This is a genomic window from Paenibacillus sp. FSL H8-0079 (assembly GCF_037991315.1).
Taxonomy (GTDB): Bacteria; Bacillota; Bacilli; order Paenibacillales; family Paenibacillaceae; genus Paenibacillus.
Genome location: NZ_CP150300.1, coordinates 5873747 through 5891016, shown reverse-complemented (window position 1 = coordinate 5891016; position 17270 = coordinate 5873747). Strand labels below are relative to the sequence as shown.

Annotated in this window: 10 protein-coding genes; all 10 read left to right on the top strand. The window is 47.9% G+C overall.

The window, feature by feature from the left end:
* A complete protein-coding gene (locus tag MHI06_RS26450; RefSeq protein WP_340399581.1) occupies positions 1–1896 on the top strand; it encodes a stalk domain-containing protein in 1896 nt (631 codons plus the stop codon).
* Positions 1897–2388: 492 nt separating this feature from the next.
* On the top strand, positions 2389–4902 hold the full coding sequence (locus MHI06_RS26445; protein WP_340399580.1) for a DUF3656 domain-containing protein: 2514 nt from the start codon (positions 2389–2391) through the stop codon (positions 4900–4902).
* A gap of 133 nt (positions 4903–5035) precedes the next feature.
* Positions 5036–8674, top strand: coding sequence for a DEAD/DEAH box helicase (locus tag MHI06_RS26440; protein ID WP_340399579.1), 3639 nt, complete (start codon positions 5036–5038; stop codon positions 8672–8674).
* A gap of 75 nt (positions 8675–8749) precedes the next feature.
* Positions 8750–9628, top strand: coding sequence for a UTP--glucose-1-phosphate uridylyltransferase GalU (galU, locus tag MHI06_RS26435; RefSeq protein ID WP_340399578.1), 879 nt, complete (start codon positions 8750–8752; stop codon positions 9626–9628).
* A 186-nt stretch (positions 9629–9814) separates the two neighbouring features.
* Positions 9815–10363 carry a dTDP-4-dehydrorhamnose 3,5-epimerase gene (rfbC, locus tag MHI06_RS26430; protein ID WP_340399577.1) on the top strand — a complete coding sequence of 183 codons (549 nt, stop codon included), beginning with the start codon at positions 9815–9817 and terminating at the stop codon, positions 10361–10363.
* A gap of 54 nt (positions 10364–10417) precedes the next feature.
* Positions 10418–11443: a dTDP-glucose 4,6-dehydratase gene (rfbB, locus tag MHI06_RS26425; RefSeq protein WP_340399576.1), complete on the top strand. Its 1026-nt coding sequence runs from the start codon at positions 10418–10420 to the stop codon at positions 11441–11443.
* The gene (gene rfbD, locus MHI06_RS26420; protein ID WP_340399575.1) at positions 11440–12321 is read left to right on the top strand and encodes a dTDP-4-dehydrorhamnose reductase; all 882 of its coding nucleotides are present in this window, start codon (positions 11440–11442) and stop codon (positions 12319–12321) included. The genes rfbB and rfbD overlap by 4 nt, the downstream gene beginning before the upstream one ends.
* 135 nt (positions 12322–12456) lie before the next feature.
* A complete protein-coding gene (locus MHI06_RS26415; protein ID WP_339195764.1) occupies positions 12457–13332 on the top strand; it encodes a phosphatidylinositol-specific phospholipase C/glycerophosphodiester phosphodiesterase family protein in 876 nt (291 codons plus the stop codon).
* 115 nt (positions 13333–13447) lie between these two features.
* The gene (locus MHI06_RS26410) at positions 13448–14143 is read left to right on the top strand and encodes a heptaprenylglyceryl phosphate synthase (RefSeq protein WP_036612366.1); all 696 of its coding nucleotides are present in this window, start codon (positions 13448–13450) and stop codon (positions 14141–14143) included.
* A gap of 529 nt (positions 14144–14672) precedes the next feature.
* Positions 14673–17027 carry a DNA helicase PcrA gene (gene pcrA, locus MHI06_RS26405; RefSeq protein WP_340399574.1) on the top strand — a complete coding sequence of 785 codons (2355 nt, stop codon included), beginning with the start codon at positions 14673–14675 and terminating at the stop codon, positions 17025–17027.
* The last annotated feature ends 243 nt before the right edge of the window (positions 17028–17270 follow it).

Sequence of the window (17270 nt, the reverse complement as noted above, 5' to 3'; positions counted from 1 at the left end):
ATGAAAAAGTCATGGATACGTGTGCTGAGCACAGGTGTATTAACCGGGATGCTGACTATTGGGGCGGCACTGCCTGTATGGGCGTCTGATCTGACGACAAGTGAACTACGAGTCAAAGCGGGTAGCACGAGCGCCTACATTAACGGCGATAAGCAGGCCATAGCCAAACCGTACAAGATCAAGGGTGTTACGATGGTACCTGTCGGTGTATTCAAGAAAGCATTTGGCAGTGAAATCCGGCTGGAGAAAAATGATGTCGTCAAAATCAAGGAAGGTCCGCACACGGTGACTCTAACAATTGGGAGTTCAATTGCTTGGATGGATGGTGTGAAACATGAGATGGGTGCCGCTCCCAAGATGGTAAATGGCGTACTCATGGTCCCGCTTCGTCCGGTTGCTGCCGGTATCGGAGCGACGCTTGCTCCAAACAGTTCGGGAGAAATGGTGATTCGTCTGTTGCAAACCGATGATTCGGTGGACGATGAGGATGGCATTCATTTGGACGAAGGTAAAACCAGAATCGGCAACAGTTTTTACGGTTGGTCCATCAACTATCCGGCAGACCTTATGGTTTTCCAGACTGGTGAGCAGGAGCGCATGATGACTTTCGGCGCTGCGGACAACAGTTATTATCTTGAAGTGTATGTCAGTGACCAGGATGTGGCTCTGGATTCGGATGATTTGTTGCAGCAACTCGTCCAGGAGGCCAAACAATCGGGAGATACGGTGCTGGATCGTGAAGCGGTGTCGAAAGGCAAAACGCCTTATGCACGGATTATCGTGAAAGATGTAGACGGCATGTTGTGGGAGATGCGCCAGTATCTGAGCGAAGGTCGTCAATATGATGTGTACCTCGCGGATTACGAAGCCCTGAATTATAAAGACCTGGGCAAACGTGCGGCGCTGCTCAATTCATTCCAGCCTACCTATGCGGAGTCGGATCGAACGATCAAAGATCTGTCCACCGTAGATAATGGCATGCGCTCCGCTTGGAATGATGACTATGGTATCGAATTGAAGATTCCTGCAGGATGGTCTATGGACAACAATCAGATGATCTATGAGGCCAAAGATGGAGCTTATCTGCAATGGCGTGTTACTTCGGCGAAGGTAGGTACAACGGTAAAAGATTGGAGCGGTCAACTGGATAAGTGGATGCGCGAGACATTTACGCCAGAGAGTTACGAGCCAATTGGCTCATATACGATGAATATTTCGGGAGAGACTGCCGAGGTTAATGAATTCCGTTATAACTTTGGCGGGGGCTGGCAGACCGAGTTCGATGTTCTTTTGCAGAAGAATGGGTATCGATATTATGCAGAGTATACGTTCCCTGAGGAGCAGGTTGCAAATCGGGCATGGTTTGAACGGATCATGAAGAGTGTGGAGATTGATTTTGATACGGTTGCCGAACATTTCGGTCAGCTGGATGAAGATCCTTATTTGACAGACAAAACCAAGACACTCACGCGTACGTCCAAACGTTATCATTACAGTGTGGATATTCCACGGTACTGGACGCCATACAGTGATCGATTCGAATATTCACCTGTGGTGTACACCTTCACGGGCGGAGAATTCTCCATTGCGGCGAGCGAAGACAAGTCGATCGAGATGACGGTAAGTCAACTGAGAGAAGCTTATGCCGAAGCCACCAAAACTCGTAAGAACTTCAAGTTGCTTCGCAGTGAGGAGTTAACGTTTGCGGGTGTGCCTGCATTTTCCTTTACGTATCATGAACTGGACAAGGGAGTGCCATATGCGGGTCGCCAAATCGTATTTGAAAAAGACGGAACAACCTATACGATCACAAGTGGTCTGAATGATGCCAATAAGACAGCAGTCCAGGCGGCCGCCTTGGAAAAAGCAGTGAACTCATTTACTTTTAATAAATAATGTATTGGAGCCGGAGGGTCAAAGGACCTTTCGGCTTATTTGTTTTCTGTATAAGATAAATTAAATATTTACACTGGGACGAAGAGTGCAGAAGCGATCTGAAGAAGCGAAGCTACAAGCTTTCTGAAGGAAAGCTGCATCGAAAGCATAGGCTGCGCTTTTATCAAGCGATCGGAAGATGGTACTGCAATCGGAGTGTCTAGTGTGAATCTTAATGGAAATGAAATTGGTAAACGGTTTTTTCAGGAAAGCGTAGAAGAGTCGGTGCAGAAGTGGTACACTATACTAGTTCAGGAGTTATGACTGCTGATCTAATGAATATGAATGACTGTAAGCTTGGAGTTCAGGCAATACAGACATAATGTATAGATATAGCAATACAGTGACAATGCAGGTGTACCGGATTAGGTGCAGGTTTAGGCTTGGTGAGTTCAGGCATTTAAGGATATAGGGATGAAATCCGGCGGATAGCCGGTTATGGGGAGGATCTACATGAAAACAGCAACAATACGAAGAGAAGACGTTGAACTTCTGGCACCCGCCGGTGACTGGGATTGTATGCGTTCGGCGGTAGCCAATGGCGCAGATGCAATTTTCTTCGGAGTCGAAAAGTTTAATGCACGAGCACGGGCGAACAACTTCCGTATGGACGAGCTGCCGGAGATTATGGCGTTTTTGCACAGTTATGGCGTAAAAGGTTTTTTGACCTTTAATATATTGATTTTTGAAAATGAATTGACGGATGCCAAAGAACTGATTGATGCATGTGTCGATGCAGGTGTGGACGCTGTAATTGTTCAGGATTTGGGTTTGGTGAAGATGATCCGCGAGATCTCGCCCGATTTCCCGATTCATGGTTCAACACAGATGACGATTACGTCACCGGAAGCGGTCGAGTTTACGAAGCCGTTTGATATGGAACGTGTCGTTCTGGGACGGGAGAACAACCTGAAGCAGATCCAGAAGATCGGTGAGCAGGCGAAGCTTCCAATGGAAGTATTTGTGCACGGTGCGCTGTGTGTATCCTACTCGGGTCAATGTCTCACTTCCGAAATGTGGGGAGGACGTTCGGCGAACCGCGGAGAGTGCGCACAAGCTTGTCGTCTTCCATACGATCTGATGGTGGATGGAGAGCACAAACCGATGGGTGATGTAGCCTATCTGTTGTCTCCGAAGGACCTGGCAGCGATTGATCTGATGCCGGAACTGATCGAAGCAGGAGTAACTTCTTTCAAAATTGAAGGACGTCTCAAAACGCCGGAATACGTAGCAAACGTAGTAAGCAAATATCGTAAAGCGATTGACCGTTATTTTGATGGAGATAACACACCGCCAAGCAAGGAAGAAGTTCGCGAATTGCAGCAAAGCTTCTCCCGTGGATTCACGCATGGTTTCCTGAGCGGTACAAACAACAAAGAACTGGTGGATGGAACATTCCCGAAAAGTCGTGGTGTCTACCTCGGTCGTGTAGATCAAGTGTTGCGCGATGGTGTGGTCCTGAAGCTGGATGCACCTGTGAAACGTGGAGACGGAATCGTATTTGACGCCGGAGACCCGACTCAGAAGGAAGAGGGCGGACGCGTATACGATGTACGTCGCAAAGGCGTAAAACTCGAAGGCGAAGCTGAAGAGGGCTGGATCGTTGACGTCGTGCCAGGCCGCAGTGACGTGGATCTGCGCCGCGTGAAAGTTGGCGACAAAGTGTGGAAAACGAATGACCCGGCGCTGGACAAACGTCTGCGTCAAAGCTTCGAAACCGAGAAGCCGTACCGTGTATTCCCGGTGAAGGTGAAGGTCATCGGTAGCCCGGGGCAGCCGCTTAGCACGTGGTGGACAGACGTACAGAAGGGCACAACTGTCCGTATTGATTCCGAGATGGAATTGGACATCGCCCAGAAACGTCCAATGACGCATGAATTGCTCGAAGAGCAGTTTGGACGTCTGGGAGGCACAGTGTTCCAGTTGGAAGGAATGGACGTCAACCTGCACGGTGACGTTATCATCCCAATGCGCGAGTTGAATAACATTCGCCGTCAGGCGGTAGAACAACTCGCGGGCGAGCGTCCTAAACCGCCGGTCTACGTGAAACGGGCGGTAGATGTGTACGGCGATTCGGTTAAACCGGCATCGCCAGTCGCTCGCGGTCAAGCAGAACTGACCGCGCTCTGTCGCAGCCTGCCACAAGTGGAGGCAGCGATTGAAGCGGGAATCGGCATGATCTATGCCGACTTCGAGTTTATCAAACAGTTCCCGGCAGCCGTGGAAGCTGTGCATGCCGCTGGTCGCAAGATCGCGCTGGCTACACCGCGTATTCACATGCCTGGGGAGAATGGATATCACAACAACATCCTGCGTCTGAAGCCGGATGCGGTATTGGTGCGTAATACAGGTGCGCTGTACTTCTACCTTCGTCACCGGATGGAAAACCCGGATGTGAAGCACCCGGAACTGATCGGCGACTTCTCATTGAACATCGCCAATCACAAAGCAGTTGAGTTGTTCCTGGAAGCCGGATGTGACTGGATTACGCCATCCTATGACCTGAACATTCAACAAATGGTTGATTTGCTTGGTCACTCCCGTACAAGTCAGACCGAAGTGGTTATCCATCAGCATCTGCCGATGTTCCACACCGAGCACTGTGTGTACTGTACGTTCATGAGTGAAGGAACGGACTTTACGAACTGTGGACGTCCTTGTGAGGAACAGCGTGCATCACTGCAAGACCGGATCGGTATGTCCCACCCGGTACGTGTGGATGAAGGTTGCCGTAATACGGTATACAACGCAGTGGAGCAGTCAGGTGCCGAGTATCTGACCAACTTTATGGATCTGGGTGTATCACGATACCGTGTGGAATTCCTGGAAGAGACACCGGAGCAGGTACGTGAAGTAATTGATCTGTACAACCGTGCATTACGCGGCGAGATCAGTGGTACACAAGTTTGGAAAACCCTAAAAGCAACGAACCAACTGGGCGTTACACGTGGTCAATTGGTGAAATAAACAGCAACCCCAATCTCTGCTTTACGGAGCTCTTGGGGTTTTTTCTATAAAAGGGATACCAGGGATAAGATGACTTCAATTCAGACTCTAACAAGTCTTCGTCAAGGCAGTAGGGATAAGGAGGGTTAGACAAGTGGCGTCATTCACCATGATGGATATCAAATTGCTGTGCGGGGTCACGGCATTCAAGCGTGGCGAAGATTATAAATTATCTGGAAGAGTTACCAATATGGTCGTTAGTGAGGATAAGTGTCATTACGATGCTGTGGTTCGAGGAACCAAAAGATACAAAGTAACGGTAGACTTGGATGATGTGGGAGAGATTGAAGCAACTTGCAACTGTCCAGCTTACGGTAACTATTATGACTATTGCAAGCATGTCGCGGCTGTACTGCTGGCAATCCACGAACGGGTGGAAGAACTGGGAGACCATGAGGCGAAAGAATCATCTCAATTTGATTCCCGGCGGGGTGCTACCTCTGGTTCAGGCTCTATTTCCAAGGTGGGTACACTGATCGAGGAAAGTCATTGGGAGCGTCCCGATTCATCTTTCGATTCAGGGCAGCATCTTGACGCTGCTTCGAAACCCATGGTGTCTCCATTCTCTCAAGCAGGTCGCCCAAGCTCAGCTTCGGGTTGGGGCCGCTCGGCAGATAAACCTTCTTACCGTACGGCGGATCAGATTCTGTCCATGTTTGCCAAGGATCGGAGACCGCTGCATGGAAATGACCGTAAATACACTGCTCCTGTCAGCCGATCCTCCTTGCGGGAAGAGTTGCAAGTTCAGTTTATATGTAAGCTGACACAGGTTCACAAGGGTGGTGGGAAACTTGCTCTTGAATTGAAAGTGGGTAACAAACGTCTGTATGTGGTGCAGAAAGTGAAGCAATTCCTGAACTGTATCGAGAAGGGCGAGCCCATGTCATTTACCAAACTGTTCCACTATGATCCACTGATGCATGTTTTCACTCCGCAGGATCAGGCCATTCTCTCGATGCTTATTCGAATGAGGCAGAGTGAGGAGGCCTATCGCGAATCCATCTCCGGTTATTTGGGAGCTTCAGATGGACGGGATATTTTGATTGCTCCACTCGTATGGAAGCCGCTACTGGAATTACTACTACAGGCTGACAGCCGGATGGAGGGTACAGGATTCGCCAATGGACCACTCACGCTGGGTGAGGGGGTATTGCCTTTATTTTACCGGATCGCCCAGGGAACGAATGAAGGATATCAGCTTGAAATTTCCGGACTACGTGAGTTGATTCTTCTTCCTGCCTATGATGCCGCCGTGGTGGAAGGACAGTTGCATATGTTGGAGCCGATGCAGATGCGAAGTCTGGAGGACTTGAGTGGGGCGCTCACCTCATATGGGATCAAGGAAAGCATCGATATTTCGACCCAGCAGGTGGATGAGTTTGTTCAGCATGTCGTGCCAGAACTGCGTACGCTTGGACATCTGTCGATTGATTCACAGGTGCGTGAACAGATCGCGGAACCGGAACTTTCACCGAAGCTGTACATCGACTTCTATCGTGAACGTATTACAGCGCGTCTGGAATTTGACTATGAGGTCATGGTTATTAATCCGCTTGCAGAGTATTTAATAGATGAAGAAGAGAAAAAGGTTATTTTGGTGCGTGACCGATACAAAGAGCGGAATCTGATTGAACGGCTTGATCGATCCTTTCTCGAAAGGGATGGTAGTGTCTGGGCTAGTGAACGGGAAGATGCCATCTATGATGTCATGTATCATATGCTGCCTGAGCTAGAGAAGCAGGTGGAGATCTATATGCCTAGCGCCGTAAAAGCCATGGTGCAATCCTACTCAACACAGCCGAAAGTCCGGGCAGATTTGGGGAGAGGGCTGGACTGGCTTGAGATTTCATTCGAGATGGAAGGTGTGGATGAGCAGGAGCTTCAGGAACTCATGCGCCGCATTGTGGAAAAGAAACCGTATTTCCGTCTCAAGAGCGGTGTCTTTCTCTCGCTTGAAAATGAAGGTGCAGACAGTTTCGCTCACATGGCCGATTCACTCGGACTTGGAGCAGATGACATCAAGAGCAGCCATATCCGGCTGCCAGCTGTTCGGGCGTTACAATTGCCAGGCAGGGACGAAGTTTCCGGAAATGTGAAGTGGGGAGGCTCCCTGAAACGTTTCCTTGATGATCTGCGTGATCCTGAACGGATGGATTTTGCATTGCCGGAAGCTCTCACTCCCATCCTGCGGGATTATCAGAACAGCGGATATCAGTGGCTGCGTACCCTCGCTTATTATCGTTTTGGCGGCATTCTGGCGGATGATATGGGACTTGGCAAAACATTGCAAAGCATCGCGTATATCACAGCGGTACTTCAGGAGAAGCCCGAGTACAATACGGACAATACGGGCGTTGATAAATACCCGGAGAGTGGCTCATTATGGGACGGTGAGACGTTGGCTACCTCCGACATCGATCCCGAAACGGGGCTCCCATTGGATAAGATGGCTTCAGAGAATACGGATGGCTTATGGTCCACGATGCAGCAGGATGGGCTGACGATCCGAACGAAGGTCATTCATCCCCCGGTACTTGTCGTGGCGCCTGCCTCGCTAACCTATAACTGGGCTAATGAGTTTACGCGGTTCGCCCCGCACCTGAAAGTCCTAATCGCAGCCGGTCAGAAAGAAGAGCGAGCCAGCATGCTTTCAGGCATGGATGAGGCAGATGTGATTGTGACGTCGTATCCTTTGTTACGCCGGGATCTAGACACGTACCTTGGCCGAACATTCCATACGCTCATTCTGGATGAGGCTCAGGCGATCAAAAATTCTTCTTCCCAAACCGCACAGGCGGTCAAACAGATTCAGGCCCCGCGCCGCTTTGCGCTCACAGGTACACCTGTGGAGAACTCGCTGGATGAATTGTGGTCCATTTTTGAAGCCGTATTCCCTGGGTTGTTTCCCAGTTACAGAAGATTCCGCGACCTTCCTCCGGAACGGATCTCGCGGATGGTGCGTCCGTTTATTCTGCGCCGCCTGAAGAAGGATGTGCTGGAAGAATTGCCTGATCGAATTGAAACGGTACAGCGCTCAGAGCTTACGGTTGAACAGAAGAAATTGTACGCCGTATACCTTTCCCAGCTTCAGGATGAAGCATCAAAGGACATGGAGGATAACGGATTCCAGAAGAATCGTATCAAAATTCTGGCAGGCATCACGCGGTTGCGTCAGTTGTGTTGTCATCCGGCCCTCTTTGTCGATGGGTATCAAGGCGATTCCGGGAAAATGGAACAGTTGCTTGAAACGGTCGAGGATTGTTTGGCTTCAGGCAAACGTATTCTTATTTTCTCCCAATTCGCGAGCATGTTGAACCTGATTCGTCAGACGCTCGCAGCACAGGGAAGAAACCTGTTTTACCTCGATGGTCAGACCCCCGCACAGAGCCGTGTCGAGATGTGCAGCAGATTTAATGAGGGCGAAGCTGAACTGTTCTTGATTTCTCTGAAGGCTGGAGGGACAGGGCTAAACTTAACGGGTGCAGATACCGTTATATTATATGATCTGTGGTGGAATCCTGCGGTGGAAGAACAAGCGATTGGCCGTGCCCATCGTATGGGACAGAAACAAGTGGTGCAAGTCATCCGCTTGGTTACCGAAGGTACGATCGAAGAGAAAATTTTGGAACTTCAGCAGCGGAAGAAGGACTTAATTGCCGAAGTAATCGAACCGGGAGACGGAGGATCGACGACCTTATCCGAACAGGATATCCGCGAATTGTTGATGGTATAATGAAGTCCAAGCATCCTAGCACTCAAAATCATTAAATATATTAAACTATGTATCTAGTAAAAGGAGGGGGTTCGTATGCGTATTCGCAAAGCGATTATTCCAGCTGCGGGGCTGGGTACCCGGTTTCTGCCCGCCACTAAGGCGATGCCGAAAGAAATGTTACCCATCGTGGACAAGCCGACGATCCAGTACATTATTGAAGAAGCCGTAGCTTCTGGCATTGAAGATATCATTATTGTGACGGGTAAAGGGAAACGGGCCATTGAAGATCACTTCGACTACTCTTTTGAGCTGGAGCAGAATCTAGCGGATAAACAGAAGTGGGACTTGCTAAACGAAGTACGCAAACCCTCTGAGATGGCAGACATTCATTATATCCGTCAAAAGGAACCGAAGGGACTTGGTCACGCCATCTGGTGCGCCCGCAAGTTTATCGGCAACGAGCCTTTTGCCGTCCTGTTAGGGGACGACATTGTGGAAGCGGAACATCCCTGTCTGAAGCAGATGATCGATGTCTACGATGAACTGCAATCTCCGATTGTTGGTGTACAGCCTGTTGATTGGAGCGAGGTATCCCGCTATGGGATTGTGGACGGAGAGTTGCTGACACCTACCGATGAACGTGTTTTTCGTGCCCGCCGCTTAATTGAGAAACCAAAGACCGAAGACTCTCCTTCGAACCTTGCTATTATGGGACGTTATATTCTTACACCGGATATTTTCGAGATCCTGGGTCAACAATCTGCTGGTGTAGGGGGAGAAATTCAACTTACGGATGCCTTGTCCCGATTGAATGAACAGCGGCAGATTCTTGCTTATCACTTTGATGGGCTCCGTCATGATGTTGGTGAGAAGTTAGGTTTTATTGAAACGTCCATACATTATGCGTTACAGCGCCCGGATCTGCGGAAAGATCTCCTAAACTATTTGAAACAGGTCGTAAAGGATCAATAAATAGTTTGCCGCTTGCCCTTGAAGCCCAGCCGAAGAATGATATCGCGGCTGGGCTTTGATTTATTTTATGGAAGATAAGATTAAATGAAAGGTTTATACAGGCCAATGAACAAACACTTACCCGACACCTTACATATACATAGTCAATATGAAGAAATGATGTCAACAGCAAAACGGAGGGATGACATGAAGGTAATTCCGCTGTTTATAGATGGCGCAGCCATATTGGAACCTAAGGTTTATGGCGATCACCGTGGATATTTTATGGAGAGTTATAATGAGCAGGTCCTCCATGAGAATGGGATACAACACGTCTTTATTCAGGACAATCAATCCTTGTCGGCTGAAGCAGGTGTTCTGCGCGGGCTTCATTACCAGCTTCATCCCAAAGCACAGACTAAACTGGTGAGGGTTATATCAGGGGCTATATATGATGTGATTGTGGATGTGCGGACTTCTTCTCCTACCTTTGGACAATGGGAAAGTGTCATTCTCAGTGAATACAATCAGCGACAATTGCTTGTTCCTCAAGGATTTGCTCATGGATTCTGCACCTTGGTGCCTCATACTCAAGTAACTTATAAGGTAGATGCTTATTATTCGCCTGAACATGACCGTGGAATTCTGTGGAATGATCCGGCGCTCGCCATTGATTGGCCTGTGACGAAACCTATATTATCGGAGAAGGACCAGAAGCACCCTTTACTGAAAGATGCCGAACTGAACTTCGACTAATTAAACAGACTTTTCAGATACTTCTGTGTCTGAGGGCAGAGGGAGAGAGACAGCATGAAACTACTGGTTACGGGTGGGGCCGGATTTATCGGCAGCAACTTTGTGCTATATATGCTTCGTGAACATCCGAGTTATGAAATTATCAATGTGGATGCATTAACGTATGCGGGGAATCTGGAGAATTTGCATACGGTAGAGTCGAATCCTCACTATACATTTATCAAAGCAGATATTGCAGATGTACAGGAGATGGAAGCTGTTTTTTCCCAAGGCATCGATGTGGTTGTGAATTTCGCTGCTGAGTCTCATGTAGATCGCAGTATTCTGTCCCCCGATATCTTTGTCCGTACCAATGTGATGGGTACTCAGGTTCTGCTGGATGCGGCAAAGAAGTATCAAGTCACCAAGTTTGTTCAGGTATCGACGGATGAGGTGTATGGATCACTAGGTGCAACAGGTTTATTTACTGAAGATACACCTTTGATGCCAAACAGTCCTTACTCTGCCAGTAAAGCTGGTGGCGATCTGCTCGTAAGAGCCTACCATGAAACCTTTGGACTTCCTGTAAACATTACACGTTGCTCCAACAACTATGGACCTTTTCAATTCCCGGAGAAACTGATTCCGCTGATTATATCCCGTGCATTAAATGATGAAGCCATCCCAGTATATGGTGATGGGCTCAATATTCGTGACTGGCTTTATGTCGAGGATCACTGTAGCGCGATTGATCTTGTGATTCACAATGGACCATCGGGTGAGGTGTATAACGTTGGCGGTAATAACGAACGTACTAATATGTATATTGTGCAGACTGTTTTGGAGCAACTGGGCAAACCAGCGAGTTTGATTAAACATGTACAGGACCGCTTGGGGCATGACCGACGTTATGGTATAGATCCAACCAAAATTCGTACAGAGCTCGGTTGGCAACCTGCACATAACTTTGAGACAGGGATCAGAGAGACAATCCAGTGGTATCTGAAGCATCAAGACTGGTGGACGAGAATTCAATCAGGCACGTATCAGGATTATGTCCAGCTTCAGTACGGTAAGCGGATGGGTGATTCGTCCCAATGAACTATAGAGTTATGGTGACTGGATCGGCGGGACAGCTGGGTTATGATGTGGTGAAGATCTTTCAAGCTGAGGGTCATCAAGTACTGGCCTGTGATAGGAATCAGATGGATATTACCGATCAACAGCAGTGCACAGACATGATTACGACGTTCCAGCCTCGCATCATTATTCACTGTGCTGCCTACACGGCAGTCGATCAGGCTGAGGTGGATGAGGACGCAGCATACGCTGTGAATGTGTCAGGCACTAGGAATATTGCAGTTGCTGCTGAGAGTGTGAATGCAAAACTCGTGTACATCAGTACCGATTATGTATTTGATGGGAGCGGGAGTACACCTTACCGAGAGTACGATGTAACGAATCCGCAGAGTGTCTATGGTAAGTCGAAGCTTGCTGGGGAACGGCTGGTTCAAAGTTTGTGTACGCGATGGTTTATCGTTCGAACATCCTGGGTGTTTGGCGTCTATGGCAGTAATTTTGTCAAAACCATGCTGGAACTTATGGCGAAGCGTCCACAATTACAAGTCGTTCATGATCAACAAGGTTCGCCCACCTATACCGTGGATCTTGCCCGATTCATTCATACCCTTTCTGCTAGTGAAAAGTATGGCATCTATCATGCTTCCAATTCCGGAACTTGCACATGGTACGAGTTTGCACAGGCAATAAGCGAAGAAGCGAATAAGCATGGTGGATTCAAGCCAACGGCTGAACTTACTCCATGCACAACCGATCAGTTTCCACGTCCAGCTCCGCGTCCTGCATACTCTGTCATGGATCATTTGGCGATTAGAACGAACGGTCTGGAACCTTTGAGACCCTGGCGTGAGGCATTGATTGCATTTTTGAATGAGTTGAGTGTGCAAAAAACAGACTGAGAGCATTAACGTGCGTTATTAATATCCATAGCCTATCCCACCATTTAACAGCCGCCTCCGGGTGGCTATTTTGTTTTGCACCTCATCAATTCGGGTAGTTAGCTAACAAAAAGGTACTGAGGATGTGAATGTGATATGAAACGCATTGCCGCCGTGTTAATACTACTGATCGTTACCGTGGGCACACTCTTTTTCGCCTATGAAAGCGAGAGTGAGGAACAACGGGACGGATTTACCGCTTATAGATTAATCGCCCATGCGATGGGCAGCATTCGTGATCAACCATATACCAACGCCTATGAAGCGATGATTGCCAATTACGAGAAAGGCACACGTGTATTTGAGATCGACTTTATGTTAACATCGGATCGCAAAGCCGTAGCCAGACATGAATGGACCGCTAATATGAGCAAAATGCTAGGACAAGACGAAGAGCTTCCGGAGGATAAACAAGCCGGGGCACTGACACATGATGAATTTATGAATACGCCTATTTTAGGCATGTATCAACCCATGGATGCCGATGGCATTATAGATGTACTGGCCGAGTATCCGGATATGTATATCGTAACTGACACCAAGGAACAGAAGGATGAGGATATTCAGCAGGTGTTAAGATCCCTCGTGGATGCAGCCAAAGAACATGACCCATCCGTGCTGGACCGGGTGGTTGTACAGATCTATAACGAACCGATGCTCGAAACGGTGAAAGAAGTCTATGCATTCCCTTCCATTATCTATACGTTATATGCCACACAGGATACAGAAGCTCAGGTTGTTGATTTTGTGCAAAAGAATGATATTGATGCCGTGACTATGCCGGAATATAAAGTAAACCAGAATTTCGTGGCCAAGCTGAATAGTGCAGGCTCAGTCACCTACGTGCATACTATCAATGACACTGAACAGGTGGCTAACTATGAGAAATGGGGCGTGTACGGAGTATACTCAGACGTGCTGACGGAGCAGGAACTGGATGAGATGAATACACGTTTTGCCTGGAAACCGTAAAAATTCGCATTTTTCTGTTCCCCTTTTTATACGAACATTGACACTCACTGTCTGCTGACTTAGACTTAGTTTACAAGCTTTCTATGATGCAGAAGAACCTCTGGAGGAATGTTCGTTGATAGACATGATTAAGCAGTGGAGACATGTATTTAAGCTTGACCCGGACCGGGAAATTACGGACGAAGAACTCGATTTGGTCTGCATGTCGGGGACAGATGCAATTATCGTTGGCGGATCTTCCGGAATTACCTATGATAACACGGTAGACCTGATGTCCCGAGTGCGTCGTTATGAATTGCCATGTGTGCTTGAAGTATCCGATCTGGAGGCTGTTGTTCCCGGGTTTGACGGATATTTGATCCCTATGGTCTTGAATGCAACGGACAGCAAATGGATGATTGGGCACCACCAGCAAGCCATAGAGCGTTACGGTTATCTTATCCCTTGGGATCTGCTGATTGCCGAAGGTTATATCGTCCTGAATGCAAACTCTACGGTAGCGCGGTTGACTGGTGCAGATACGGATCTGACGACAGGAGCTGCGGTGGCATACGCCCAGGCTGCGGAGCGTCTGCTCAATCTTCCAATTGTATACATGGAGTACAGCGGAACGTTCGGAGATATGGAGCTTGTTGGTGAGACGCATAGACAATTGGATCGGGCACACCTCATCTACGGCGGCGGAATTGATGATTCAGAGAAAGCCGCGCAAGCTGCCCAGGTGGCAGATACTGTCGTGGTAGGTAACATTGTGTACAGCGATTTAACTAAGGCACTTGAGACGGTGTTGGCTGTAAAAGGAACCATTTAATCGGTTTAGTTTACCATTCCCCCATTTTCCCCTTATGATCTGTTAAAATAGAACTTTGCCCTTGCTAAATAAAGAAGTTATATGAGCGTAATGTCGTTTACACGAGAACGAAGAGGAGAGAAGTGAGCTGGAGAAACGAAATGCTCGTTAAAAGCTTTCTGTAAGAAAGCTAAATCCTAAGCATATTTCTATTACCTGATTTTGTTCTTTTTTTACTAAGAAATTCGTATACAGAGACTATGTTTACACAGAAACGGAGAGTGCAGAAGCAATCTGAAAAAAGTGTTCTCTCTTGTATTTTTACTTCCCTTAAATTTAAGCTAAACTAATTTTTACACGATAACGTAGAGGACAGAAATAAGCTGGAGAAACGAAGTGCTCGCATTTATTACCGGATTTTCACCTTTGAAAAAGTAAATTAAAAAAATCTGGGAATAACGGCGATCGGAAGATTATTCTGTCATCGGAGTGGCGAGTGTAACCTATTAATTTTGCTTTATAGACCAACTAACGAAAGGAGCATGCATGCATGCAACCTGTAAATATACATGATGCCGTTGCACGACTTAACACCCCTCAACGGCAAGCCGTCGAGGCGACGGATGGCCCGCTGCTGATTATGGCCGGAGCGGGCTCCGGCAAGACCCGGGTGCTAACACACCGGATTGCCTACCTCATTGCAACACGGAAAGCACCCCCGTGGGGCATTTTAGCGATTACATTTACGAACAAAGCCGCTCGTGAGATGCAAGACCGGGTATCCCAACTCGTAGGTGGCTCACAAGGCCGCGACATTTGGGTATCCACGTTCCACTCCATGTGCGTGCGAATTCTGCGCCGTGATATTGAACGTATTGGTTTTACCTCCAACTTCAGTATTTTGGACTCATCGGACCAATTATCTGTAATTCGCAGCTGTATGAAAGATCAGAATATCGATACTAAGAAATTTGAGCCCAAAGCAGTTCAATCCATGATGAGCACGGCCAAGAATGAACTGATCAGTCCTGAGCAATATGAGAAGCAGTCTGGAGACTATTTCGAGGGTATTGTGGCGAAGGTATATAAGATGTACCAGAAACGGTTAAGAGCCAACAACTCACTTGATTTCGACGATCTCATTATGCAGACCATTCAACTGTTCAAAGAAGTGCCGGAAGTCCTCGACTTTTACCAAAAGAAATTCCAATACATTCACGTGGACGAGTATCAGGATACGAACCGTGCACAGTACATGCTGTGCCGCATGCTCGCTGACAGTCACCATCACATCTGCGTTGTAGGGGATAGTGACCAGTCGATCTATCGCTGGCGTGGGGCGGATATCAGCAATATCCTGAACTTTGAGAAAGATTACCCTGAAGCAAGTACGATTTTGCTGGAGCAGAACTATCGTTCAACTTCCAATATCCTGAATGCAGCGAATGAAGTGATCGGCCTGAATACAGGGCGTAAACCGAAGAAACTGTGGACGGACAAAGAGGGTGGTTCGAAGATCAAGGTGTACCGTGCGGATTCCGAGCATGATGAGGGGTATTTTGTTACCTCTGAGATTAGTAAAAATGTGAAGAACGGCAAATCCTATCAGAACCATGCCATTTTGTACCGTACCAACGCTCAGTCCCGGGTTATAGAGGAAATTCTGATCAAGTCTGATATTCCGTATCAGATTGTCGGCGGTATCAAGTTCTATGATCGTAAAGAGATCAAGGACATTCTGGCGTACCTTCGACTATTGTCCAACCCCGACGATGATATCAGTCTTACACGGATCATTAATGTACCGAAACGTAGCATCGGGGATACAACAGTAGCGAAGCTGGCGGCTGCGGCAGGAGAGCGTGGAATTTCTATTTTCCGTGTACTTCAGGTCGTAGATGATCTTGGTTTTGCTGGTCGTACGCGGAATGCGCTGGTGGAGTTCTATGACATGATCGCTGCGTTGCATCAGATGGTAGAGTATCTGTCTGTAACTGAATTGACCGAGAAGATTCTTGAGATGAGCCAATACCGTCTTGAGATGCAAAATGAAAACACACTCGAATCCCGTGCACGGCTGGAGAACATTGAAGAGTTCCTGTCGGTAACGATGGAATTTGAGAAAAATAATGAAGACAAAACGCTCGTGTCGTTCCTCACCGATCTTGCATTGATTGCTGACATCGACAGCATGAACGATGATGAAGAGGATCAGAGCGATGCGGTTACCCTGATGACCATGCACAGCGCCAAAGGTCTGGAGTTCCCGGTTGTCTTTATCGTGGGTATGGAAGAAGGGGTCTTCCCGCATAGCCGTGCCTTTATGGACAATGAAGAGCTGGAGGAAGAACGCCGACTTGCTTATGTAGGTATTACTCGTGCAGAAGAGCAACTCTTCCTGTCCTGTGCGCAGATGCGTACCTTGTTTGGACGTACAACAGCGAACCCTCCTTCCCGCTTCCTGGATGAAATTCCGGATGAGCTCAAGGAAGACACCTCGATGGCTCGTGATCGTTACCGACGTGGCAGTAGCGGTGGCGGCTCATATGGTGGACGTGGACTAGGTTCTAGTGGAGGAAGTAACTTTGGTGGTGGCACCAAGCTATTCGATCACCAAAGTAAGAGCGGTTCATCCGCTACCTCATCCACGCCAACTTCGCGTGTGACCGCAAGTGTCACCCGCCCAACATATTCTACGCCATCATCTGCTTCCAAGCCGGCAGCTTCTAGTAGTGAAGCAGGGTTCAAGGCAGGAGACAAAGTGCAGCATGGCAAATGGGGGACAGGCACGATTGTTGCGGTCAAAGGGACAGGTAATGATACCGAACTGCAGATTGCCTTCCCGGCTCCGGTTGGTGTGAAACGTCTGCTTGCCGGCTTTGCCCCTATTACGAAAGTAGAATAATTTTTGGACGAAACTTCCTTTTGAACGATAACGGAGAGTACAGAAATAACTTGAAGAAGTGAAGCTAAAAGCTTTCCTAAGGAAAGCTACTTCGTAAGCATCTGCTCGCCTTTATTCCTGGATTTCCACCTTTTAAAATGGATTAAAAGAAATCCGGGGATAACAGCGATCGGAAAGTTATTCTGTTATCGCAGTTCACGTGCAATAGGAGTGCTCGTTCTACATATATAGATCAAATTAACG